The following is a 24,218-nucleotide window of genomic DNA, read 5'->3' on the forward strand; positions in this document are numbered from 1 at the left end:
CTCAACGCTATCAAAAGACGCGGCCTCATGCTGGTGCTTTCATCGCCCTCCGGTGCCGGTAAATCGACGATCGCCCGCCTGCTGCTGAACGATAAAGAAAAGCTCGAATTGGCGCTGTCAGTCAGCGTTACAACACGAACACGCCGCCCAAGTGAGATCGAGGGTGTCCATTACCACTTTATTTCGGTGCGTGAGTTCGAACGATTGCGTGACAGCGACGAGTTGATCGAATGGGCAGAGGTTCACGGCAATTTTTACGGCACGCCTCGCGAGGCTGCCGAAAATGCGCTCGCCGATGGTCAGGACATGCTGTTCGATATTGACTGGCAGGGTGCTCTTCAACTTCAGGAAAAGATGAAGGGGGATGTTGTGAGCATTTTCATTTTACCGCCTTCCATGGCCGATCTGAAGCAACGTCTGCATCGCCGCGCCGAAGATACGGAAGAAGTGATCGAGATGCGCTTGCGAAATGCGCGCAATGAGATCGAGCGTTGGCGTTCTTATGACTACGTTATCGTCAATAAGGACCTCGACCGTGCCTATAATCAGGTCCAGTCTATCGTCACCGCGGAGCGTCTGCGCCGTGATCGCTCGCCCGGCCTGTTTGATTTCGTCAACGGACTACTGGAAGAAAAGCTGGACTAGAGCGAATTTGCAAGCGCCACAAACTCATCGATAGACAATGTTTCGGCGCGCCGGGTGGGATCAATTCCCGCCTTTGCCAGCAGAGCCTCGCCACCCAGCGATTTGACGCTTTGCCGTAGCATTTTGCGGCGCTGACCGAAGGCAGCCTGCGTAACCTTGCCTAAAACCGTAGCATCACAGGACAATGGTGCCTCCCGTGGCACCAGATGCACCACTGATGAGGTAACCTTTGGCGGCGGGGTGAAGGCCTGCGGCGGCACGTCAAAGGTTATTCTCGCCTCTGTACGCCACCCTGCAAGCACACCAAGTCGCCCATAGGAGTCCGATCCCGGTCGTGCGACGATGCGTTCGGCCACTTCGCGCTGAAACATCAGGGTCAGCGAAGAGTAGAATGGCGGCCAGGGCTCTGCCAATAGCCAGCCGACCAGCAGGGGTGTTCCAACATTATAGGGCAGGTTTGCGACGATCTTTATCTTGCTGTCGCCTGCCAGAGCCGCAAAGTCGGTTTCCATTGCATCGCCCGGGATGACGCGAAGACGGCCCGGGTAATGGTCGGCAATTTCCTGAAGAGCAGCCAGACAGCGCTCATCGCGTTCGATGGCGATGACATTGGCGCCTTGTGCCAAAAGCGCGCGCGTCAAACCACCGGGGCCGGGGCCAACTTCAATAACAGTCTGCCCTTCAAGATCCCCGGCTTGACGGGCGATCTTTGCGGTCAGGTTCAGATCGAACAGAAAGTTTTGGCCGAGTGATTTTCTCGCCATCAGTTCATGACGTTCGATGACTTCGCGTAAGGGGGGAAGGTCGTCGATGCTCATGCGATATTCTTTTCTTCTTTGTTCGATGCGAGTTCATCGGCAAGGCGGATTGCCGCGATCAGGCTGTCGGGCTTGGCCTGTCCGGTCCCCGCAATATTAAATGCAGTGCCGTGGTCGGGCGAGGTGCGTATGAAGGGCAAACCAAGCGTAACATTGACGCTGTCGTCAAATCCAAGCGTCTTTGCCGGTATCAGTGCCTGATCGTGATACATGCATATCGCAACATCATATGTTGCTCTGGCTGCCGGATGGAACATCGTATCGGCTGGCAGGGGCCCGCGTGCGTCAATACCTTCGGCACGAAGAATCTGGATAGCGGGCCCGACGATGATTTCATCTTCGGTACCCATGCTGCCGCCTTCGCCCGCATGCGGGTTAAGCCCGGCTATTGCAAGCCGAGGTTCGGCGATACCAAACTGGTTTTTAAGCGCTGCGGCGGTGATACGGCATATTGCAACGATGGTTGGGATATCCAGAACAACCGGAACCTGAGCAATGCCTATATGTATGGTCACGGGAACCGCTCTAAGCAGTGGCCCGGCAAGCATCATGACGGGCGTGACGTCATGTCCGAGATGTTGAGCGGCAAGATGTGCAAGAAATTCTGTGTGGCCCGGAAAACGAAATCCAGCATCGTAAAGCGGTTTCTTTGCAATGGGGCAGGTAACGACAGCGCGCGCTTCGCCTGACAGGCTTAATGCAACTGCGCGCTCGATAGCCTCCATCGTTCCCGGGGCATTCTCAGCCAGCGGTGTTCCCGGCTGGTCAATTTGTTCGTTTTCAAGAGGCACGACGGGGAGCGCATCAGCGAATAGGCCTTCGGCCTTCGCCGGCGTTGAAATAGCAATCGTGCAATTCTGCCCTGTAAGCTTTGCGCGCGCTTCAATCAGCGCCGGGTCGGCGAGCAGAAAAAACGGCGGCAGACCCAATTGCTTGCGCTTCAACCAACAGGCAATGGCAATTTCAGGACCGATGCCCGAAGGGTCGCCGCAGCTTACAGCGATGGCAGTCATGGGCACGCCCCGTCTTCTATGAGGTAGAGCAAGTCTTGTTTATTCGACGCGGCATCGTGCCGGAGGCGAGTATTGCTATTCGTTGGTGATTTTGGCTTTGGCGCGCAGTTCATCAAGGTATTTCTTATCAACGGCCTCTGCTGTCGCATCGCCTTTGCCGCTATTTTGTTCTTGCGCGAATACCATACGGGCTACGCGGTCATCAGAGACCTGGCGTGTTGCACAGACACCCAGATATTCAACGCCCTTATCGGTATCAAGCGTAGCGGTGGCGTGGCCAACTGATGTCGATTTTACCTGAGCTGCCCATTCAGGGGGAAGTTCCTGCTCGATAAACTTGCCAAGGTCACGGACGGTCACGTCAAGCGTACCTTTTGCAATATCGCGCGTGCCATCGCAGCCGTTGAACTTGGCGCGCATTGCATTGGCTTCGCCGCGACGCTTTGCAAGTCTGTCGCGCTTGTTTGCCGGTACAACGAAAATCACCTGTTGAAGCTGATATTCAGTAGAAACAGGTTTCTTGCCGCCATCTTTGAGCATGCGTTGAACTGCATCCTGCTCGGTAAACTTAGCGCCGCCCTGCGAACGATTGCGGGTCGCCAATGCGCGGCCCCAGCTCATCTGAATGCGGATATATTCCTTAAAGTGCTGGGCGGTAACGCCAGCCTTGTCCAGGACGCTATTAAGCTGAGCCAATGTCATCTTGTTATTGGTTGCGAAGCGGGCGAAAGCATCGTTGACTTCGCCATCGCCAACAAGAAGGTTGAGCCGTCGCAACTCCTGGCGCTTCAATGCTTCTTCGGTCAATTCCTCTTTGGCATCGCCCTTTTTACGCTGCAACTTCAGGAAGGCGGCGCGCCGTGAAATATCGTAATCGGTGATGGGAGCACCATTGACAACAACTTTGATTTCGCTTGCGGCTGCAGGTAGAATTGTTCCCGCCGTGAGACTCGAGCCGATTACGGCAAACAAAGCCGCTGCAATAATATGGTTCCTCGCCATCATTCCTAATTATCCAATCATTGTCCGCATGTAATAAGCGGGCTGTAGCCTTAGTGCTTTGGTGTAGTAGCGTAATTACTGTCGCTTTACTAAGGCAAAAGCGTGACTGACCGCAAGAGCGGTCGTCAAACGTGATGGTTAGATGCCGCCAATATCAACTGGCTCACCAACGCCCCAGAGCGTTCTGAACGAGATATTGAACCCGAATTTCGTCGTCTTGTCGCCCTCTGCGCCATTAACGGTCACAGGCTGCTCTTGCTGATAATACATGCTGTATGTGAAGCATTCATCATCATAGGCCAGCGCTGCGGTGCGCTTCACCAACGTCTCGGATACGAGATCATAAGTTCCTGATCCCAGAACGCGCCAGTTTGGCGTTATCTTGGCAGAGCCGCCCACCGTCACTTCATGACGGTCATCTTTGAAACCATAGGTTTTCTGGGCGTCAATGAACGCATATTTGACAAAGGCTGAGCCATACTTGCCATCCGCAGTGCTGGCAACTTCGGCGCGGCGAACCTCAAATGTGTCCTTGTCGAAGCGCCCGCCAGTTGTCACGTTGAACCGGCCATAATTGGCACCAATCATCGCAACATAGTCTGAACGGTCATCTTCAAGGCCAGACTCTGCGCCAACATTCACGAAGTCATTCGTATTGAACGAATTTTTCCCGGCGATATGGAATGACTGGCCAGCAATACCATTGAGCGACAGGCCATTACTGAATGTACCGGAATAGCGAACGCCGAGATTGACGCGCGTGCCACCTTCAACCCGGTCATAACCGGAAAATTTGTCACGCTCGAACAGGCTGGATGCGTCGAAAACAAAGCTCTGTGCGTCTTCGTTCGGCATCTCGCCCGCATAGGGCTCATTGTTGCGAACGAATAGCTGAGCAGTCGGCTCAAGCACATGCGTCGAGCTGGTCGTTGAGAACAGGATAGGCCATCTGGCCTCAAGACCTGCTGTCGCCATGCCGCGGAAGGCTTCAGAACGCACCACAGCGGCCGTGTCGGAGTCCACATACATTCCATCGCCGCGCAAAGCGAGGAGGGGTGTAATAACCAGGCCGTTAGGCGCGATGAATGTACGTTTCCATTCCGCTTCAGCGGTCAGACGCCCATCATTGCCTTTGATGCCGGAAATGTAACCTTCGCGGGTAACATCGTCGAATCCGGTACCACTTTGCCTATCACGATGCAGAGCTTGCAAATTAACATCGAAATTCAGTTCGCCGCCTGCAACTGATTGTGTGGGCGTGAAAGCGTAATCCAAACTTGGCATTACCCAAGGTTGCTTCGTTTCTTGGGCGCGGGAATTATCATTACCAATCGATTCCTGAACAAGGAAATTATAGAAGCGAAGATCGAAGAAGTTTCGATCATTGATGCCTGTCAGGTATACTTCATTGGTGATATTGTAATTGTCGTATTGATCAATGCCATATCGATAGGCGAACGCCTTGTCCGATTGGGCCATAACATTCCAGCCGACAGTCCATCGCGGATTGATACGCAAAGCCCCCTTCGTCGCGATCATGCCGCGGCCGTGATTATCGCGATCGACATTAAAGTCGTCTAGATTGTCACGATAGTCATTGTATTTAAACGCCTCCGGATCGCGCTGACTGATACCGGCGACCTTGATCGAATATTCGCCATTATTCAGGCGATGGCGCCATTCAGCTTCACCGAGGAAACCCTGCTTGCTGTAATAAGTACCGGTAAGCGTCAGATCATAATTGGGTGCAAGGGCCCAGAAATACGGCACGGAAACGCCTGATCCGAGGTTGGTTTCATGCTTGTAGCTTGGAATGAGAAAGCCACTTTTGCGCTTGACTGTCGGATCTGCAATTTCGAAGGCTGGCAGGAACGCCAATGGCATGCCGAACATTTCAAAACGGCCACGCTCGAAACGAATGGTCTTCTTCTTGCCGTTCCAAATGATCTTTTGCGCACGGACCTGCCAGAGTGGAGCTTTGTCCGGCTTTGTCCGGCAAGGCTCGCAGGCAGTATATATACCGTTGTTAAAGGTTGTAATTTCGCCGCCAATACGCTCGGCGCTTTCGGCTGCGAACCGCGTATTGTCAGCGGACTCAACGCGCAGGGCATTGACAAAGCCTTCGCGGAAATCGTCGGTGACATCGAGATTCTCGGCATAAATCCGATTGCCGTCTTTTTCGACAATCTCAACCTTGCCCATGGCTTTCAGGCGGCCGGTATTCTGGTCATACGTGACCTGACGCGCGACAAGCCGGTTTCCATCATAGTCAATCTGCACACCACCAACGGCGGAAATCGTCTTGGCATTGATGTCGTAGACAAGCTCGTCTGATTCCAGAAGAAGCTGTGCATTTGGATTAGTCTGGACAGTGCCCACAAGTGCATCATTTGTCTGGGCATAGGCTGGGAGCGAAATCCCGCCCGCTAGGCATAGCACTGCCGTCCCGCACAACAAACGTGCGAGCCACGACGGTAACACCGAGCGCGTTACATTCAATCCCACTCTAACCATCCTCCTTGTGCAACAGAAAGGAGACCCCAAAAAATGTTGCAATCAACACGGGTGTCCATGCGGCTATGAAAGGCGGGACGAATCCCGCATTGCCAAATGCCTTGACCACAACAGTGACGACATAAAGCACGAAGCCCGCCAGGACGCCACCCAGAATCATCGTTCCGGATTGTCCAAAGCGAACAAATTTCAACGAAACTGTCGCGGCGATCAAAGTCATCGCCATCAACAAAGCCGGTAAAGCCAGCAAAGACTGGAAATGCATGTCAAAACTGTTGGCTGAATAACCAAAAGAACGGGCTGCGGCAATTTTGTTACGCAGCTCAAAAAAAGGAATTGTTTCAGGCTTGGCGAGGCTTTCTTCAACGAATTCAGGGCGAAGATGCGTCGGAATACGTATTGAATCCAACGGAGCCGGGGTTTCGCCAAGCACAAATTTGGTCACATTGTTCAGTTCCCAATAGCCATCTTTCAAGTCAGCGGTTCGCGCATCAAGCCGTTCCCGAATGTCCTGATTCTTGTCCAGCCGAATGAAAGTCGCGTCAACCAATCGTAAACCACGATTGACGATAGATTTGGCACCGATGATGGTTTCGCCATCTTCAGTCTTTTGGCGGAGCCACGGAACGCGGTTCGTGCCAACATCATTGGCTTTGCCGGAACGCCAGGCGGAGGTGATTTGCTCGCTTCGCTCATAGCCGTGAGCGGCGAGGGGATTGACCAGTAATATGGCAATAAGACCAAAAAGCAGGGCACCTGCGCAGGCTGGCAACAGGAACTGCCACGCTGAAACCCCAACTGAACGAGCGACAACAAGTTCGTACTTGCGATTCAGGGAAATCAACGTTGCCATTGCCGAAAACAGGGCGATGAATGGAAAGACCTGCTGCATGATGAAAGGGATGCGCATCGCCGATATGCCGAATGCGGCAAGTGGCGAATAGTCGGGTAATGCCGATAATTTGCCCGACAGCTCCGTAAAATCGAGAATGAGTGCCAGCGCGAAACTGCCCAGCAAAAAATATGCCGTGATTGTCACGTAGCGCAAAAAGAAATAGCGACCCAGAGTCCAACCTATCATTTGCGGTTGCCTCCGCGTTTGCGACTGAACAGCTTCGTGCCTACGCCGGCAAAAGCTTCCTGCCGGGCTGCCAGGTTTGATTTCAGCCACTTCGTCCAACTATCAGGCAAACCGATTTGCCGGTTTGTGACCAAAGCATAGGTTGCAGCCAGACCCGCAAACAGTGGTATCGCGACCAGCAGTGGCAGCAGGTCTGCATTTTTATTGGTGTTTTGCCCCGTCGAATAGGCCATCCAGAATACGATGAGGCTGAGCGTAATGGCGGTAAACGAGGCCGAAATCCGGGCCTCGCGATGGGAGCGCGAATCGGCAGCCGCCGCCAGCGCAATCAACGCAAATACAAAGGCATAACTCCACTCAGTGAAACGCTTGTATAGTTCAGACGTGTAGCGCAGTGGGTTGCTCTTATATTGCTTGTCGTTCGGATCGGGATTCAACAGTTCATCCAGAGGGCGGTCTTTCGCAAAAATGGTCGGCTCTTTTTCATCTGCCGCCAAAAACGCTGCAAGATCAAGCGCATATGTATTGAACTTGATGATGGAAACATTCCCGGTCTGGACATCGCGACGATCGATTTCACCGTCTTTCATGACCAGCAGATTCTGGTTTCCCGTTTCGACGACCAGTCCTTCCTTGGCGTAATAAATGAGGTCTGTCGTTGGATCGCGAGAATCGGAAACAAATAGTCCCTTGATGGAGCCGTTGGAATCGCGTGCTTCGATCTGAATGTAAAGATTGTCCGCCAGTTCCTGAAAAGCGCCTTGCTGCACCACAAGATTAACGACGTCAGCATTCGCGTCGGCAATCATCTGGCGCATATTGAGCGTGGAATACGGCGCAATGAAATTTGCGATCACGAATGACGATATCGAAACGAAGGCGGCAAAAAGCAGAACGGGGCGGATCACCGCTGAGCGCGGCGCGCCCGCGGCATTGATAACGACAAGCTCTGAATCCTGGTTCATTGTCGAAAGCGTCTGCGTAACAGCAATCACCAGCGCAAATGGCATAACAAGCGGGAAGGCGGATGGAAGCAGGTTGGAACTGAATTTGAGAACGTAGAAAAAGCTTTGCCCACTGGTCGTCAGGAAATTGATGCGCCCCAGCACCTGGACAATCCACGTCACGCCGACTGCCGAAAGCAGCACAGCAAAAAACATGACGACGATCCGTCGCAAGATATATATCTCAATCAGGCGCATGTCATGTTTCGCAAGAAGAGTTCCGCCACCTTGTTTAACCACCGGACCGGAAAGACCGGCTGTTCAGTTTATCCCATGAAGCCCATGGAATTTTGGGACGAACCCGTTACGTGTTCTATATATCGACTTTAGTTCAATCTAGTCAGGCTTGGCTAAAAATAGGCGAAGAAAGCTGGTTAACAAGGTGTTAGTCCACATACTTCGTTGAGTCCCTTATTTCATCACGTTTGATAAATAAGAAAATCACGTTTTGTTCAATCTGGAGATATCATGTCCAAACGCCCATCCATCAGTTTTGCGAAGCACGCGCCAATCGAAGGCAAGACTGCCATTTTGCTGGCCAATGCTGAAGGTAAGATCTCTGCAGAGGCCGAATCTGTTATCGGTGCCGATGCGCTGTCGCGTATCATCAATGTTTCGGATTTTAAAGGTAAACTGGCTTCGGGTATTTCCACAATCGCTCCTGCGGATACTCAACTTGATCGGCTGGTGCTGATAGGAACGGGTGATCCAGACAAACTTAAGGCCGATGATTGGCTGAAAATGGGCGGTGCCGCTCTTGCGAAAGTGGCCGGTGTGAAAGACATATCGATTGTTCTGGCGCTTCCGGATACGCAAATTTCGGCCACAAGCGCCGCTGATTTTGCACTCGGCATATTGCTGCGCTCCTATAGTTTCAACAAATACAAAACGAAAAAGAACAGGGACGGCGAAAAGGATTATCGCTCAGCCCGCATAACCATTCACGTGGCAGATCCTCAAGCGGCAAAAAAAGCTTTTGCTCAAGCCGAAGCGGTCGCAGAAGGCGTTGTGCTGGCGCGTGATCTGGTGAACGAACCTGCCAATATGCTTGGACCCATCGAATTTGCTGAACGCATTGAGGAGCTGAAGAAGCTCGACGTGAAGGTCGAAATATTGTCCGAGAAAGATATGAAAAAGCTGGGCATGGGCTCGCTTCTCGGTGTTGCACAGGGTTCTACCCGCCCGGCGCGTCTGGCCGTGATGCATTGGAACGGAAGCAAGGGCAAGGACCAGCCGATCGCATTTATCGGCAAGGGGGTCACCTTTGATAGCGGCGGTCTCTCCATCAAAACCGCGGGTGGCATGGAGGAGATGAAGGGCGATATGGGCGGCGCTGCTGCTGTCACCGGTCTGATGCATGCTTTGGCCACGCGCAAGGCAAAAGTAAATGTCGTCGGCGTGATCGGCATCGTGGAAAACATGATCAACGGCGATGCACAACGTCCGGGCGATATCGTGACCTCTATGTCGGGGCAAACCATAGAAGTGCTCAATACCGATGCCGAGGGACGTCTTGTTCTGGCGGATGCGCTTTACTACTGCAATGATCGTTTCAAGCCAAAGCTCATGATAAATCTCGCCACGCTAACCGGCGCGATCATGATAGCGCTCGGTCTTCATCATGCGGGTCTATTCTCCAATAATGACGAGCTTGCGGGGCAACTTTTGGAGGCCGGACAGGCTACGGGAGAAAAACTCTGGCGCATGCCTCTTGGACCGGAATATGACAAGCTTCTCGATACCAAGAATGCCGACATGAAAAATATTGGCGGGCGCTATGGCGGCGCGATCATAGCTGCACAATTCCTGCAGCGCTTTGTCGGCGATACGCCTTGGGCGCATCTGGACATCGCTGCCACGGCGATAGGCGCTCCCACCAATGAATACAGCCAGTCCTGGGCTTCAGGATTCGGCGTGCGGCTTCTGGACAGATTTGTTCAGGATAATTTTGAGGGTTGACCGTGGAGATCAACCTCTATGGAACGTTTGAGAGCGTATATGTACGCATTGTCAGACTTGTCCTCCTCACTAAGGGAGCCAAATTTTCAATGGTGGAGGCTGACCCTTTCGAGGGAGGAAAGCTCCCGGCTCACTATGACCAGCTGCATCCATTCGGAAAAATCCCGGCGATAGAAATAGATGGTTTCGGTCTTTATGAGACCGATGCCATTGTGCATTATATCGACGCAGTTTTTGACGAGCCTGCATTGATACCGTCATCTGTAAAGGATGCAGCACGCATGCGGCAGCTCATGCGAATTGTTGATGCATATGCCTACCGGCCATTGGTCTGGGGGCTTTATGTTCCGATCTATTGGCGTGATGGACTTGCACCGACGGACGAGGCAATTACCCAATCCCGACAGGTGCTGGGTGTTATCGAGGGAATTCTTGACAAGTCACCTGCCTGCGGCTTCACAACGCCAACACTTGCCACATTCTATATGATGAGCACTCTTGCCGCTGCCGATACAGTGGAACCAGGGGCCGCGCTGATTGACGAGAGGCCACGCTTGCGGGAATGGTGGGATTCGATGCGTGTATCCGCCAGTATGGTCGAGACACGACCGGACTGCATGAAATTCTGACATACGGAATGAAATGACTGAAATTCTCTTCTACCACTTGACTGAATCGACCCTGGAAAATGCGTTGCCCGGGCTCGTTGAGCGCTCGCTTGACCGGAAGTGGAGAGTTGTCATCCAGACTGGCTCGCAGGAACGGCGCGACAGTCTGGATAATCATTTATGGACCTGGTCGGATTCGTCATTTCTTGCCCATGGCACGGATCAGGAGGCCAATCCTGAAGAACAGCCGGTTATCCTGACGACAACGGATGCCAATCCCAATGCGGCAACGGTCCGGTTTCTCGTTGACGGAGCCGTCCCAAGTGATGCCGAAAACTATGAGCGCCTTATTTTGATGTTTGATGGCCATGACCAGCAGCAGCTTGAGCAGGCTCGGGCACAATGGAAATTACTGAAAGATCAGGGCCATGCGTTGACCTATTGGCAGCAGAATGCCGAGGGGCGCTGGGAAAAGAAGGCTTAAAGCAATTTCAGGAAAAGTGGACACCGGTTTTCCGTCCGGAATTGCGTAAAACAAAGACAGGCAATTTCAGGAAAAGTGGACACCGGTTATCCGTCCGGAATTGCGTAAATTGGAATTGCTTTTGAGGGGAGGCGCCGATGCGTTTCGTTTTCCTGTTTCTGCTTGTTCTAGGTGTAGTTTTCGGCATTGGCGGACCTTGGGCAGCCTTGAATTTCTCTGGAGAGGAGATCGGAACCTGGCGTGTTTATGACCGGCCCGGCCCATACAAGCCTGTCACGGTTACCTTGAAAGCTGAAGATGCGCCCGTGCGCGCCTTTGTCGATATGCAAACACTTCGCAATTTTATCCCGACGGTAAGCCGCACCGCCTTAACCGCGGTTGTGACCCATAATGGCAAAGACGTTCTTGTTGAAACATTGAACTATACCGGCTCAAAAGCCACCAATAAAGGTTCGCCACAAGGGCAGCAGATCTATCGCGATGAAATTGGCGATATCAACCCTGCCGAAGATGGAGACTATCTCTTCACGATAGGGCCAGGCGATTTTGACGGGTTGGAAGTGGCTCATGTCGATTTGGTTTTGCGAAAAAACGCTTCAATTGTCGATTGGCGTATCATGCCCGCTGGCATTGCCTTGATCGTAATCAGCATAGCCGGGCTTTTATTTTTGCGTCGCCGCGGCAAGGCAACGCCAGTTTCGGTTCCGCCGCAGTCGAAATGGGGAAGATGATGGCCAGTCAGGCCACAAAATTTCCTGTTATGGTCACGCAAAGACTGCGCTTGCGTCAGTTTGAGCCGAAGGACGATAAGGGTCTTCATGCTTGCCTCGGCAATCAGGAGTTGGTGCAGTATTGGGATTTCGCGCCTTGTAGGAATATCCAGGAAACGCGGGGCTGGGTACGGGCTCTTGCGAAGGGAGCCCAGCCGGAAACAGCCATTGCTTGGGCCGTGGCCGATATCAAGACAGATGAATGTATCGGAATGGTCAATTATCACCATCGCGAAGCCTACAGCCGCAAGCTTGAGATTGGCTATATTCTTCGGGCCGAATATCACGGCCAAGGCCTGATGACGGAGGCTGTCCGAAAAATCATGAACCACTGCATTGATGAGCTGAAAACGCGGCGCATTGCGGCGATTATCCATCCGGATAATGCACCTTCAATCCGATTGGCGGCGAGACTGGGCTTTGCACTCGAAGGCGGACCCCTTCGCGATTATTGGCGGGTAGGGGATCGTTTCATCAGTCCGATGGTCTACAGCTTCATCGCAAGCTGATCGCTTTGTTGTGGCCTTGCTGCAATTGTATAAGCACAACGCCGCGCACCTTTGAGGATGTGCTCGAAACGTGTAACTTCAACATCAGGCCCAAGTGCTGCTTGAAACACTTCAAGCTCGGAGCGGCAGAGTTTTTGACAGGCCTTTGCAGCAACACAAATAGGGCAATGATTCTCGACAAGGACGAGTTTGCCTTCTGCGTTGCGGGTGCTGGTGGCCATATATCCTTCCGCTGAGCGAATGGCTGCAAGCTGTTCCACCTTGGCTTCAAGGGTTTCAATTGGTTCAAGTGCAAGCTGATATTGATTAAGCGTCGCCTGTTCGCGATGAGAAATCAGTTGATCCAGTCCGGACTCCCCGAAAACCGCAGAGATTGAAGCGATGAGATCTCTGGTTAACCCGGCATGGTTATCCGGAAACTGGGCGTTTCCTGCCTCAGTCAAATGCCAAAACCTCTTGGGTCTTCCCACGCTCTCACGGCTGTCTTCATAATCGACAAGGCCGGCTTCATGCAGTCGCCCCAGCATCTGGCGAACAGCCACCGCGGTAATATCCAGACGTTCCGCTAATGCCGCAGCTGTTTGAGCCCCGGTCACTTTCAAGGAATATAGCATGCGATTTGTCGTGCGATCCTGCATGGTGCCAATATAGGCATAAAAATTAAAAAAGCTATTGCTTGTTTTATAAAGCGGAATATAAAAACATAAAACTAATTAAATTGAGGAAATGCCATGAGTGACCATGCTCAACCCAGCGATGCCCGCTGGTCGGAACTGCTAACCGCCGACTATTCGGCAGCCACAACGACACTTTGTCTGGGCGTTGCCCTTTTCGCCTTTAACGGTTTTCTGGTGTCGACATCGCTTCCCACTGCCGTGGGCGAAATTGGCGGTATTGAGCTGATATCCTGGGCGTTTACCCTTTATCTGGTGTTTTCTATTGTCGGCGGCGCCAGCGGTGCCTTGCTGAAAGCCCGCTTCGGCTCTCGTACCGCGCTTGTCGGTTCGGCCCTGGTATTTTTGGCTGGTACATTGATTGCGGCCTTTGCCTCATCCATGACCGAAGTCCTGATAGGCCGGGCCCTTCAGGGCGTGGGCGAGGGCATTATTGCTGCCACCTGTTACGCGCTGATCCCGGAACTCTTTCCGTCCCGGCTTGTCGCCAAAGTGTTTGGTGCTGAAGCGGTCGTTTGGGCTATTGCGGCATTCGGTGGTCCGTTGGTGTCCGGCATGCTGACCGAGCATCTTTCGTGGCGCGCAGCCTTCCTCATCAATGTTCCCTTGGGGCTGATCTTCATCGCATTGACATTCCGCATCGTTCCGCGCTTTTCCGGCGAGATACAGCGATTAAGCGTACCATTTTTTCGCCTATCCGCCATCGGTGCCGGTATCATGCTCGTTGCGTTAGCCAGCATCATGCAGAGCGTGCCCATGGAAGTGCTTTTCGTGGCCGGTGCAGCCATAGTCCTTGCCTCGGTCATCCTAATTGATCGTCGCAGCGACACACCACTCTTTCCGTCAGATGCCTTTTCGCTCAATTCCACGGTTGGCATTGGCCTTTGGATTGTGCTGCTTATGCCGGTCGCGCAAGCTTCCACCTCGGTCTATCTGGTTATGACCCTACAAAACCTTTGGGGTTATGGTCCAACCAAAGCTGGTGCATTCAGCGCAACTTTTGCAATTGCATGGAGCCTTTTTGCCATTCTTGTCGCAAATATTCAGGATCCGCGCCGCCGTGCCTGGATGATCCGCCTTGGACCAACGCTGCTCGTCAGCGGTCTTGCGATCATCGTCTTTGGTTTCTCGCTGGACGAACCTCTGGTGGTCATGCTCGGGCAAATATTGATCGGCACGGGCTTTGGCATAAGCTGGGGCTTCCTCAGCCAAACGGTGATGGAAGCTGCCAAGAGCGGCGAGCGTGATCGAGCTTCTGCCTTGCTGCCAACCCTGCAATCTGCCGGCTATGCGATTGGGGCCGCCATAGCGGGGCTGGCTGCAAATGCTGTCGGCTATCCGCTCGCAACGACGCCAGATGCCTTACGGCATGCATCGATAATCATCTTCGCCGTATCGACGATTATCGGCCTCGGCGCACTGCTTGCCGGCTATGCTTTGCCGCTGCGCAAAAAGACAATGCTTGCAATCGATTTGCCCAAGCTTTGACAGACTTTCGGAGGGCTAGGGTCTTGGCCCTGAAACTCTGAAATATCCAGGAGAGGGGACGGTTTCGACCTGCACGTTCCCTCTCTTGCGATGTTCTTAATTATAAATCAGCCATGGCCTCTTCATATTCGCTGGAGAGCGCCAGCCATTCTTCCTCGGCACGCGCCAGTGAAGATTTGGCATAGCCAATCTCTTTGCCGATCTGCGTCGCCTTTGCAGGTTCGCGGGAATAGATGATCGGGTCCGCGAGTTGGACTTGCAGCGAGTCGATCTTCTTCTGGAAGCGCTGAACCTGTGCTTCGGCTTCCTGAATCTTTTTCTGCAACGGCTTTAATGCCTCGCGCTTTTGGGCAGCCAGCTTCCGCTGTTCTGCTTTGCTGAGCTTCTGGCCTTCTTCGACCACGATCTTGTTGCCCGAGCGCTCGGCCTTGGCATCAGCCAGAACCAGTGAGCGGTAAGCATCAAGATCGCCATCGTAAGGCGCAACTGCGCCATCGCGCACCAACCACAGCCGGTCCATTGTCGCTTCGATCAGGTGGCGATCATGGGCAATCAGGATGACAGCGCCGTCGAACTCGTTTAGCGCGTGCATCAAGGCTTCGCGGCTGTCTATATCAAGGTGGTTGGTCGGTTCGTCGAGGATCAGCAGATTTGGCCCTTCAAACGTCGCAAGTCCCATCAAAAGTCGGGCTTTTTCACCACCAGAGAGGTCTTTCGCCGCCGTATTCATCTTGACCGTAGCAAGACCCATGCGCGAGACGCGCGCGCGCACCTTCGCTTCTGGTGCATCCGGCATCAGCTTGCGGACATGCTCGATGGCATTGTCTTCCGGTACGAGATCGTCCAGCTGATGTTGGGCAAAGAAGGAAATTTTCAGGTTCGAAGCAACCGTGATCTTGCCTTTTTGCAAAGGTAGGCGGCCACTAATCAGCTTGGCAAGCGTGGACTTACCATTGCCATTCGACCCGAGCAGCGCAATGCGGTCATCCGCATCGATGCGCAGGTTCAAATGCTTGAGAATGGGTTTGCCCGGCGTATAGCCGACTTCACCGCTTTCAATCGCGATAATAGGAGAGGCCACGACCTTTTCCGGTTCCGGAAAATGGAATGGCATCACATGATCCTCAATGTGCGCGGAAATCGGTTTGAGCTTCTGCAAGGCTTTCAAGCGTGATTGCGCCTGCTTGGCCTTGGATGCCTTGGCGCGAAAACGCTCCACAAAGGCCTCCATGTGCTTGCGGTGGGCTTCCTGCTTGGTACGCGCCTTCTGCTGCAATTCCAGCGCTTCCGAACGCAGACGTTCGAACTGATCGTAATTGCCCTGCCAAAGTGTCAGCTTGGTCTGATCCAGATGGATGATGGAGTTGACGGCGGAGTTCAAAAGGTCGCGGTCATGGCTGATGAGGATGACGGTATGCGGATAACGGCGCACATAATCTTCCAGCCATAAGGTGCCTTCCAGATCGAGATAGTTGGTTGGCTCGTCGAGCAGCAGAAGATCCGGCTCAGCAAACAGCACCGCCGCCAGGGCAACGCGCATGCGCCAACCGCCGGAAAAAGACGATGCCGGTCGTTTTTGCGCTTCCGCATCAAAACCAAGGCCAGAAAGAATTGCTCCGGCGCGGGCTTCAGCCGAATGCGCGTCAATGTCGGCCAGTCGGATGTGAATATCGGCAATACGATGCGGATCGGTTGCAGTCTCCGCCTCGGCTAGCAGTTCCGTACGTTCCTTGTCGGCGGCAAGCACGATTTCTATCAGCGAGTCTTCGGTGCCCGGCGCTTCCTGCGCCACCTGACCGATGCGGATATTCTTCGGCAGGAAGAAATCGCCGGTCTCTGCATGGAGTTCGCCAGTGATGACCTTGAACAGCGTGGATTTACCCGCACCATTGCGGCCCACGAGTCCGGCTTTTGTGCCGGATGGCAGGTTGAGACTGGCGTGATCGATCAGCAAACGGCCGGCCATCCGCACGGATATATCGTCGAGAATAAGCATGGCCGCGCTTTTGCACGGGAAATCTCATTTCCGCAAGGTATTCGTGTTTAAAAGTCAGATTGCACGGCTGCTATGCGGGGTTCGCCCTTCGACAAGTTCAGGATGGCTCACCATGACGAAGGTTGATGCTCCGCAATAATATCACTGAAGCTGCAATTCTTGATGCCTGCAACCCACCACCTTCCTCATCCTGAGTTTGTCGAAGGGCGCTATTGCGTTCTTGCAAAGATTTTCAATAGTTTGAAGGAAGAGTTCAAGAATAAGGCCTACCTTCTTCAGTCCTTTGAAATTGAGCGAGATCAAACGAAGGCAAGGTCTTTCCAAGACTCGTCAAAATACCGTGAGCCTGACCGCGATGGTGAGTTTGGTGATTAAACAGATGCGCCAGAGCTGGTGCCAGCCGTTGGCTGATGGTGCGCATGTCACTCACGGTTGTATAGGTGAAACGAGAGGCGATTGCCTTGCTGTCCAAGCTCCGTACCCAGTTTAAAATGCGGGCATCTTCCTGCTCCCGCGCCGCTTTCAGCTCATTGAACCTGTCAAAGAGTATCGCATCGAGAGCCTTGGGAGCATCCCCTTCGCCGCTAAAGCGAAACATCCAGATGCGGTCAGTCACCAGCAGGTGGTTTAGCGTCCTGTGCAACGAGCCAAAAAAAGCGCCCATGTCACGGCGGTATTCCTCGTCCTCCAGCTCGGCCACTGCGATATAGAGCCGCTCGTTTACCCAGCGGTTATATGCCGCCAGCATTTGAAAATGCTGTTCCATCCGTTGACTTCTCCATTACAAGAGTCAGTATTGCTGACATATTATATCGAGCGAGGTAATTTGCCATGGGAATTGTTCTGCACGAGCTTGTCGGTACTGACAAGAGCCGCCCATTTAGTCCTCATTGCTGGAAGACAGTGATGTCACTCGCTCATAAAGGCCTGCCATTTGACAGGAATGCGGTCTCTTTTATTGATATTCCGAAACTTGAAAACGGCTATTCCGCCAAGGTCCCGGTGGTAAGGGATGGCGAGAAGCTCGTTGCTGATTCATTCGACATCGCGCTCTATTTGGAGGATCATTATCCGGACCGTCCTTCACTTTTCAAAGGCGAGGGCGGTCGCGCCATGGCTCGTTTTGTCGAGGGGTATTCGCAAATGATCCTGCATCCCTTCCTCAATCTGGTCGTGCTGATGCCGGTACACGATGTGCTGGACACACCAAACCAGGCTTATTTTCGCGAAAGCCGCGAACAGATTTTTGGCCGCAAGCTTGAAGATGTCGCCGCTGATCGCGATAGTAAGCGCGACGCATTTACCAAAAGCCTGGCTCCGATCCGCAAGATGCTGCTCTCGCAGCCATTCATTGGCGGTGAAACGCCGCTCTTTGGCGACTACATTGTTTTCGGCGCATTCCAATGGGCAAGGGTGTTGACGCCTTACAAGCTGTTTGATGAGGGAGATCCGGTTGTAGACTGGTTCGAGCGGTGTCTCGATCTGCATGGCGGCATAGCCCGTAAGGTATTGGCTGCGGCATAAGAGGGCAGTTCAGGAGGGGCATTCAAGCGCATCGGGTAAAAGGTCTCTTGGCAAACGCACTGCCTGCCGCTATAGACCCGCCATCCAATCTCCCCAAAATGACAAGGTTTCATTTCCATGGCAATTGAACGCACTTTCTCGATGATCAAGCCCGACGCGACACGCCGCAACCTCACTGGCGCCATCACCGCCAAGCTTGAGGAAGCCGGTCTTCGTGTTATCGCTTCCAAGCGCGTCTGGATGAGCCGCCGCGAAGCTGAAGGCTTCTACGCAGTGCACAAGGATCGCCCTTTCTTTGGCGAACTGGTAGAATTCATGTCTTCCGCTCCAACCATCGTTCAGGTTCTTGAAGGCGAAAACGCCATCCTGCGCAACCGCGAAGTCATGGGCGCCACCAATCCAGCCAATGCTGACGAAGGCACAATCCGCAAGACTTTCGCCCTTTCGATCGGTGAAAACTCGGTTCATGGTTCCGATGCACCTGAGACAGCTGCAGAAGAGATTGCTTACTGGTTTTCCGGTACAGAAATCGTCGGCTGATTCTTAAAAGCTGATGAATAAAAAAGCCGGGTTCGCCCGGCTTTTTTATTGGCCTTATGCCACGATTGACAGGATAACCAGCACCAACACTGCGATAAACCCAACAATCAGCGAACCTGTTGCGAGCCGGTTCACAGGCTGTGCCAACGTTTGAATGCGTCCTGATCCTTGGTCTTGGCTTCGACCCAGCCGCGTTCTTCGCCCGTATTCAAATGTTCTTTTTTCCAAAACGGGGCTGTGTTCTTCAGATAATCCATCAGGAATGAAGCGGCATTGAATGCCGCCTCGCGATGGATTGATGCCGCCATGACAAGAACAATGTTCTCTCCGGGTTTGATCAACCCGAAACGATGAATGATTGTGAGGCCGGTAAGTGTCCAGCGGTCCAGCACTTCGGCTGCAACGCGGGCCATTTCTGCTTCCGCCATGCCGGGATAATGTTCAATCTCAAGCGCCGCCAGCGTTCCAGCTTCGTCGCGGCAAAGACCGCTGAATGTTACCACAGCGCCTATATTCCGGTTCTGTCCGGAAATCTGGCTCATCTCAGCGGCGATATCGAAATCGTCACGCTGAACTATGATCCGTGGCTGCACCGCGTCCATATCATCCCCCGGTCATCGGCGGGAACAGAGCGATTTCGGTTGCTCCTTTTACAAAAGCGTCGTGTTCCACATGTTCCTGATTGATGGCAACGCGGATCACATTCTCATATTCGAGAGCCGCGGCATATTCTTCGCCGCGGGTTTTCAAATGAGCCAGTAAATCGCTGACTGTGACAATTGCCGGGTCAAGCTCAATCACTTCCTCGCCTTTTCCGATCCGCTCACGCACCCATGCGAAATAGACGAGTTTGGTCATTGATCAATCCACCACATGTTTCAGGCCAGCGCGGAAATAATCCCAGCCGGTATAGAGAGTTATCAGTGCGGCACTCCACAAGAGCACGATACCAAGAATTGTGATGATTGGCACGATCTTGTCGCCAGCCGGGCCCGCAAGGAGAAAAGCCACCGCGACCATCTGAATCGTGGTTTTCCATTTTGCCAGACGGCTCACAGGCACGCTGACTTTAAGCTCTGCCAGATATTCACGCAGGCCAGAGACCAGAATTTCGCGGCAAAGAATAATAATCGCGGCCCAGAGTGTCCAACCGGCGATAGTTTGATCTGCTGCCAAAAGAAGCAGGCAAGCGGAGACGAGCAACTTATCAGCGATAGGATCAAGCATGCGGCCTATTGTTGATGTTTGCTTCCAGATGCGCGCCAGATAGCCGTCAAAAAAATCGGTAACGCTGGCAATGATGAATATGGCAAGCGCGGCCCAACGGGCTGTATCGCTTGATTGCAGGCTTCCTTCAATGAAAAAGCACAGGACAACCAGCGGCACAGCAATAATACGGGCATAGGTCAGGATATTCGGTAGTGAGTAGGCGTTGTTCTTGGGCATATTTCCAACCATTCAAATCATTACCGATCAAAGGGACTTAAGCACCTTACGTCAAGCTCATCATGGCCAAGTCAGGCGCAATTATGTCTGATAGCAGAGCAAAGTTCGCTCCGACCAGTTTCCTTCCTATGTACGGAAATGATCGCGAATTGTAATAGCCATCGCTTCAGATATACCGTCGACCTTCATCAAATCTTCGACAGCAGCCCGGGAAACGGCCTTGGCAGTGCCAAATTGATGCAGCAGCGCGCGTTTGCGTGATGGTCCGATGCCTGCAATTTCGTCGAGCGGGTTCTTTATCATCTCTTTTTTTCGCTTCGCTCTGTGCGTGCCAATCGCGAATCGGTGGGCCTCGTCACGCAGCCGCTGGAGGAAATATAGTACCGGATCGCGCGGGGGCAGGGTAAAGGCTGGTTTGCCTTCCATGAAGAAGCGCTCGCGGCCTGCATCGCGGTCCACGCCCTTCGCCACACCAATGGCAGTGACCTTGTCGGTAAGACCCATTTCGTTGAGGATACCGCGCACCGCGCTCATCTGACCTTGCCCGCCGTCGATGAGAATAATATCGGGCCAAGCCGGGAAGGCATCTGAATCATCATCGAATTCATCGATTTCGACGTCTTGTGCCGGCATATCCTTGTTTTCGGGCGTGCCATGTTCTTTGACCAATCGGCTGAAGCGGCGCTCAATCACTTCACGCATCATGCCGAAATCATCGCCGGGCGTAATATCTGTCGAGCGGATATTGAATTTCCGGTACTGGTTTTTGACGAAACCCTCGGGTCCGGCAACAATCATGGCGCCTATCGCGTTGGTGCCCATAATGTGGGAGTTATCATAGACCTCGATGCGGCGCGGCGTCTTTTCCAGACCAAATGTCTCCGCTACACCTTTGAGCAAGCGCGATTGCGACGATGTTTCTGCCAATTGCCGCCCTAGAGCTTCTCGCGCATTGCTCAAGGCATGCTCGACCAGATCTTTCTTTTCGCCGCGTTGTGGAACAAGGATCGTGACCTTGCGTTCGGATTTGGCTGTCAGCGCAACTCCCAGTAATTCCTGATCCTCCACTACTTCGGAAAGCAGGATCATTGAAGGGCAGGGCTTGTCATCATAGAACTGCGACAGGAATGCCCCCAGAACTTCGGCACCAGACAAGGATGAATCCGCCTTGGGGTAATAAGCGCGATTACCCCAGTTTTGCCCGGTGCGGAAAAAGAACACTTGAATGCAGGTGACGCCGCCATCCTGGTAGATCGCAAAGACATCTGCTTCCTCGACACCTTGCGGATTGATGCCTGAATGGGATTGCACATGGGATAGGGCCGAAAGCCTGTCCCGATAGATTGCTGCCCGTTCGAAATCGAGATCGGCAGAGGCATCCCGCATCGCATTTGAAAGATGCGTCTTCACCGCCTGACTCTTGCCCGAAAGAAACGCCTTCGTCTCGGCAACGAGCTCATCATAATCGCGCTCGTCAATTTCGCCGGTACAAGGGCCAGAGCAACGCTTGATCTGGTAGAGCAGGCAGGGGCGCGTGCGGTTCTCATAAAATGAATCCGTGCAAGTGCGCAGCAGAAAGGCACGCTGTAGCGCGGTGATTGTTCTGCCCACTGCACCGGCAGAAGCGAATGGGCCGAAATAGTCTCCCTTGCTCGACCGCGCACCGCGATGCTTGAAAATGCCGGGGGCAATGCGCCGCTCTCCCGGTTTTGGCGCTGTCAGCAAAATATAGGGAAACGACTTGTCATCGCGCATCAGCACGTTAAAGCGCGGACGCAAGCGCTTGATAAGATTCGCTTCCAGCAGCAGGGCTTCCGTCTCGGTACGGGTAACCACGAACTCCATTTTCATGGTTTCGCGGATCATGCGCGCAATGCGATTATTGTGGCCCTGTCCACGTGCATAGTTTGAAACGCGTTTTTTCAGACTGTGTGCTTTGCCAACATAAAGCACGTCGCCTGCTTCATTGAACATGCGATAGACGCCAGGTTTGTTGGGCAGGCGTTTGACAAGTTCGGCAATGACATCGGCGCCACTATTGCCGTCGCTGACAATTGCTGAATCCCATTCGATAGCGCTAATCAGCGCTGCAACGTTCCGCACCGGTTCATTGGCCACTCTGGCCATTTCGTCAGTGTTTTCCGCCATGTCGAAATCGGGGTCGTCCCGTTCGAGGTTAGTCGCTTGTTTTGCTGGTTCGATCATTCTGCGATTCCCGTCGCATCGGCGGTTTTCCAGGCCAGATGCTGTCCGCCATCAAGGGCGATCATTTGCCCCGTAATGGAGCGTGTCTCCCAAAGATAACGAATTGTACGGCCAAATTCTGAAAGGTCCGGGCCTCGCTCCAAAAGGAGGCTGCTGACTTGTTGATTGAAATCATGCTGGTCCTGTCGGTCGCTCGGCATGGTCGGTCCAGGTCCAATCGCATTGACGCGAAGACGGGGAGCCAATGCCTGCGCAAGCGTTTGGGTAGCAGTCCACAGGGCGCTCTTCGACAAAGTATATGACAGGAATTTTGGGGTCAGTTTCCAGACGCGCTGGTCAATAATATTAACAATCAGCCCATCCTGTCCATCGGGCAGCAACGAGGCAACGGCGTCCGCAAGCAGCACCGGCGCCTTCACATGCACCGCAAAGTGGTTGTTCCAAACAACATCATCGGCGAGATTGCCAATTGCGTCTTCCTGAAAAACCGAAGCGTTGTTGACCAGAAGCTGTACTGGCCCAAGCTCGTGCTGCACCTGGGAAACAAGCCGCCTAGTTGCGTCGCTATCAGTTAGGTCAGCTTCAACAACGCAACCCTTGCCGCCTTTGCTCTCGATTGCGGCAAGTAGGGCCTCACCCTCAGCGCGCGAATGGTTGCTGTGAATTGCAACAGCAAACCCGTGACCGGCCAAATCTTCAACAATTGCCTTGCCGATGCGCTTGGCACCACCAGTTACAAGGGCAATCGGTCGATCAAGCGTCACAGTTTTCTCCTTCATGGGGTGATTCAACGCTAAATATAGGCATGAGCCCGATAAAGCGCGAGGGGCTAACGTCAGCAATGAACAGTTCTAGTCGAACTTTAACGCGGATTGGAAATCAAACACGGAAAACTCTGATAGAGACAGAAAATCATCATTATCGCCAAGTCCAATGTAAATCTTAAGCAAGTGTTAAGTATACTATATTGACCGGCAATATTGTATGACTTTGAATGAAATTTGATTCAAATAGTGTGCGATTTCTATTTTGTAAGCTTATTTATAAATGATTGAATTTGCAGGGAAATTCTAATTGTTGCTGAAAAACCACATCGCATTTCGGCCATTTTCCTGACAGTTTCTTTTCACAGTCCGGCACGAGTCCCGCCACATTGAAGAGCGAATGTCATTCTCGTCAAGCGGACGTAATTTTGGTTTCCCCCCCGACCAAAGGCCCGCTGCGTGTAAATAGAGTTTAAAAAGGAGATTGCGATGCGCACTCTTAAAACAATGATCCTCGCTTCGGCGGCTGTGCTTACGCTCTCCGCCCCGGTTCTCGCTGCTGATGCTATCGTCGAACAGGCGCCAGCTCCTGAGGCTGCACCGTTTGAACAGCCAGTTGGCGGCTGGGATGGTGCTTACGTCGGTGCTTATGGCGGCTATGGCTGGAACAAGAACAAGACATCCGAAGGCAAGCTTGATGCCGATGGCATGAAGGGCGGCGTTTACGGCGGTTACAACCTTCAGAATGGCCAGTTTGTTTACGGTGTTGAAGGCGACGTTGGTTACTCCGGTGCCAAGGAACGCAGTTTTGGTTATAGAGCCAAGCAGGGCGTAGAGGGTTCAGTACGTGCCCGCGCCGGTGTCGCTCTTGATCCGGTCCTGCTTTACGGTACAGGCGGTGTTGCCATGACTGAAGGCAAGCTTAGCGGTCCTGATGGCAGCGATTCCAAGACACATATCGGCTGGACAGCCGGTGTTGGTGCAGAAGCCAAAATCACCGAAAATATCGTTGGCCGTGCTGAATATCGTTACACCGATTTCGGCAAGAAGAACTACGATCTCGGTGGTATCGACGATGTATCGAACAAGATCACAACGAATGAAATTCGTCTGGGTGTTGGCTACAAGTTCTAATACCAGGGTGATTTAACGAAAAAAGCCGGACAGGAGACTG

Annotated in this window: 24 protein-coding genes; 10 read left to right on the forward strand and 14 right to left on the reverse strand. The window is 53.0% G+C overall.

What is annotated here, in order from left to right:
• The first annotated feature begins 27 nt into the window (after positions 1–27).
• On the forward strand, positions 28–645 hold the full coding sequence (gmk, locus tag V9K92_RS09000) for a guanylate kinase (RefSeq protein WP_307286473.1): 618 nt from the start codon (positions 28–30) through the stop codon (positions 643–645).
• Here gmk and rsmA read toward each other — a convergent pair.
• The 6 genes from rsmA to lptF all read right to left on the reverse strand — a co-directional run bounded on the left by rsmA (position 642) and on the right by lptF (position 8,275).
• Positions 642–1,463 carry a 16S rRNA (adenine(1518)-N(6)/adenine(1519)-N(6))-dimethyltransferase RsmA gene (gene rsmA / locus V9K92_RS09005; protein ID WP_115051791.1) on the reverse strand — a complete coding sequence of 274 codons (822 nt, stop codon included), beginning with the start codon at positions 1,461–1,463 and terminating at the stop codon, positions 642–644. The genes gmk and rsmA overlap by 4 nt on opposite strands.
• On the reverse strand, positions 1,460–2,476 hold the full coding sequence (pdxA, locus tag V9K92_RS09010; RefSeq protein WP_337353807.1) for a 4-hydroxythreonine-4-phosphate dehydrogenase PdxA: 1,017 nt from the start codon (positions 2,474–2,476) through the stop codon (positions 1,460–1,462). Before pdxA ends, rsmA begins: the two co-directional genes overlap by 4 nt.
• A 75-nt stretch (positions 2,477–2,551) precedes the next feature.
• Entirely contained in the window at positions 2,552–3,481 is a 930-nt protein-coding gene (locus tag V9K92_RS09015) for a peptidylprolyl isomerase (RefSeq protein WP_337353808.1), read from the reverse strand.
• A gap of 135 nt (positions 3,482–3,616) precedes the next feature.
• Complete coding sequence (locus V9K92_RS09020) at positions 3,617–5,983, reverse strand: LPS-assembly protein LptD (RefSeq protein ID WP_337353809.1); 2,367 nt, start codon at positions 5,981–5,983, stop codon at positions 3,617–3,619.
• Position 5,984: 1 nt separating this feature from the next.
• Positions 5,985–7,073 carry an LPS export ABC transporter permease LptG gene (gene lptG, locus V9K92_RS09025; RefSeq protein ID WP_337353810.1) on the reverse strand — a complete coding sequence of 363 codons (1,089 nt, stop codon included), beginning with the start codon at positions 7,071–7,073 and terminating at the stop codon, positions 5,985–5,987.
• Complete coding sequence (gene lptF, locus V9K92_RS09030) at positions 7,070–8,275, reverse strand: LPS export ABC transporter permease LptF (RefSeq protein WP_115051786.1); 1,206 nt, start codon at positions 8,273–8,275, stop codon at positions 7,070–7,072. Before lptF ends, lptG begins: the two co-directional genes overlap by 4 nt.
• Before the next feature lie 270 nt (positions 8,276–8,545).
• Between lptF and V9K92_RS09035 the strand changes: the two genes are divergently transcribed.
• The 5 genes from V9K92_RS09035 (at position 8,546) to V9K92_RS09055 (ending at position 12,407) form a co-directional block, all read left to right on the forward strand.
• Positions 8,546–10,036: a leucyl aminopeptidase gene (locus V9K92_RS09035; RefSeq protein ID WP_336441915.1), complete on the forward strand. Its 1,491-nt coding sequence runs from the start codon at positions 8,546–8,548 to the stop codon at positions 10,034–10,036.
• A gap of 2 nt (positions 10,037–10,038) precedes the next feature.
• Complete coding sequence (locus V9K92_RS09040; RefSeq protein ID WP_337353948.1) at positions 10,039–10,665, forward strand: glutathione S-transferase family protein; 627 nt, start codon at positions 10,039–10,041, stop codon at positions 10,663–10,665.
• A gap of 13 nt (positions 10,666–10,678) precedes the next feature.
• Positions 10,679–11,128 carry a DNA polymerase III subunit chi gene (locus V9K92_RS09045; RefSeq protein WP_115051783.1) on the forward strand — a complete coding sequence of 150 codons (450 nt, stop codon included), beginning with the start codon at positions 10,679–10,681 and terminating at the stop codon, positions 11,126–11,128.
• A gap of 137 nt (positions 11,129–11,265) precedes the next feature.
• On the forward strand, positions 11,266–11,859 hold the full coding sequence (locus tag V9K92_RS09050; protein ID WP_337353811.1) for a hypothetical protein: 594 nt from the start codon (positions 11,266–11,268) through the stop codon (positions 11,857–11,859).
• Positions 11,856–12,407, forward strand: coding sequence for a GNAT family N-acetyltransferase (locus tag V9K92_RS09055; protein ID WP_337353812.1), 552 nt, complete (start codon positions 11,856–11,858; stop codon positions 12,405–12,407). Before V9K92_RS09050 ends, V9K92_RS09055 begins: the two co-directional genes overlap by 4 nt.
• On the opposite strand, the gene V9K92_RS09060 is transcribed toward V9K92_RS09055, so the two are convergent.
• Complete coding sequence (locus tag V9K92_RS09060; RefSeq protein WP_337353813.1) at positions 12,386–13,021, reverse strand: helix-turn-helix transcriptional regulator; 636 nt, start codon at positions 13,019–13,021, stop codon at positions 12,386–12,388. The genes V9K92_RS09055 and V9K92_RS09060 overlap by 22 nt on opposite strands.
• 117 nt (positions 13,022–13,138) lie before the next feature.
• Here V9K92_RS09060 and V9K92_RS09065 point away from each other — a divergent pair, with 117 nt between their 5' ends.
• Entirely contained in the window at positions 13,139–14,569 is a 1,431-nt protein-coding gene (locus V9K92_RS09065; protein ID WP_337353814.1) for an MFS transporter, read from the forward strand.
• A gap of 100 nt (positions 14,570–14,669) precedes the next feature.
• Here V9K92_RS09065 and V9K92_RS09070 read toward each other — a convergent pair whose 3' ends face one another.
• Together V9K92_RS09070 and V9K92_RS09075 are read right to left on the reverse strand one after the other, a co-directional pair.
• Entirely contained in the window at positions 14,670–16,565 is a 1,896-nt protein-coding gene (locus tag V9K92_RS09070; RefSeq protein WP_115051778.1) for an ABC-F family ATP-binding cassette domain-containing protein, read from the reverse strand.
• Between the two features lie 253 nt (positions 16,566–16,818).
• Entirely contained in the window at positions 16,819–17,331 is a 513-nt protein-coding gene (locus V9K92_RS09075; RefSeq protein ID WP_337353815.1) for a DinB family protein, read from the reverse strand.
• A gap of 65 nt (positions 17,332–17,396) precedes the next feature.
• Here V9K92_RS09075 and V9K92_RS09080 point away from each other — a divergent pair, with 65 nt between their 5' ends.
• Complete coding sequence (locus tag V9K92_RS09080) at positions 17,397–18,089, forward strand: glutathione S-transferase family protein (protein WP_337353816.1); 693 nt, start codon at positions 17,397–17,399, stop codon at positions 18,087–18,089.
• Between the two features lie 117 nt (positions 18,090–18,206).
• Positions 18,207–18,629: a nucleoside-diphosphate kinase gene (gene ndk, locus V9K92_RS09085; protein WP_115051775.1), complete on the forward strand. Its 423-nt coding sequence runs from the start codon at positions 18,207–18,209 to the stop codon at positions 18,627–18,629.
• Positions 18,630–18,760: 131 nt separating this feature from the next.
• Here ndk and V9K92_RS09090 read toward each other — a convergent pair whose 3' ends face one another.
• The 5 genes from V9K92_RS09090 to V9K92_RS09110 form a co-directional block, all read right to left on the reverse strand.
• On the reverse strand, positions 18,761–19,231 hold the full coding sequence (locus V9K92_RS09090) for a molybdenum cofactor biosynthesis protein MoaE (RefSeq protein ID WP_337353817.1): 471 nt from the start codon (positions 19,229–19,231) through the stop codon (positions 18,761–18,763).
• Position 19,232: 1 nt separating this feature from the next.
• Positions 19,233–19,487 (reverse strand): molybdopterin converting factor subunit 1, encoded by a 255-nt coding sequence (gene moaD, locus V9K92_RS09095; RefSeq protein WP_115051773.1) that lies wholly within the window; start codon positions 19,485–19,487, stop codon positions 19,233–19,235.
• 3 nt (positions 19,488–19,490) lie between these two features.
• Positions 19,491–20,075, reverse strand: a complete 585-nt coding sequence (gene pgsA / locus V9K92_RS09100) for a CDP-diacylglycerol--glycerol-3-phosphate 3-phosphatidyltransferase (protein ID WP_115051772.1) — start codon at positions 20,073–20,075, stop codon at positions 19,491–19,493.
• Between the two features lie 126 nt (positions 20,076–20,201).
• A complete protein-coding gene (uvrC, locus tag V9K92_RS09105; protein ID WP_337353818.1) occupies positions 20,202–22,280 on the reverse strand; it encodes an excinuclease ABC subunit UvrC in 2,079 nt (692 codons plus the stop codon).
• On the reverse strand, positions 22,277–23,059 hold the full coding sequence (locus V9K92_RS09110) for an SDR family oxidoreductase (protein ID WP_115051770.1): 783 nt from the start codon (positions 23,057–23,059) through the stop codon (positions 22,277–22,279). Before V9K92_RS09110 ends, uvrC begins: the two co-directional genes overlap by 4 nt.
• A 474-nt stretch (positions 23,060–23,533) precedes the next feature.
• Between V9K92_RS09110 and V9K92_RS09115 the strand changes: the two genes are divergently transcribed.
• Complete coding sequence (locus V9K92_RS09115; protein WP_115051769.1) at positions 23,534–24,178, forward strand: outer membrane beta-barrel protein; 645 nt, start codon at positions 23,534–23,536, stop codon at positions 24,176–24,178.
• Positions 24,179–24,218: the final 40 nt, after the last annotated feature.

Origin of the sequence: Phyllobacterium sp. CCNWLW109 (assembly GCF_037203905.1) — a bacterium.
Taxonomy (GTDB): Bacteria; Pseudomonadota; Alphaproteobacteria; order Rhizobiales; family Rhizobiaceae; genus Phyllobacterium; species Phyllobacterium ifriqiyense.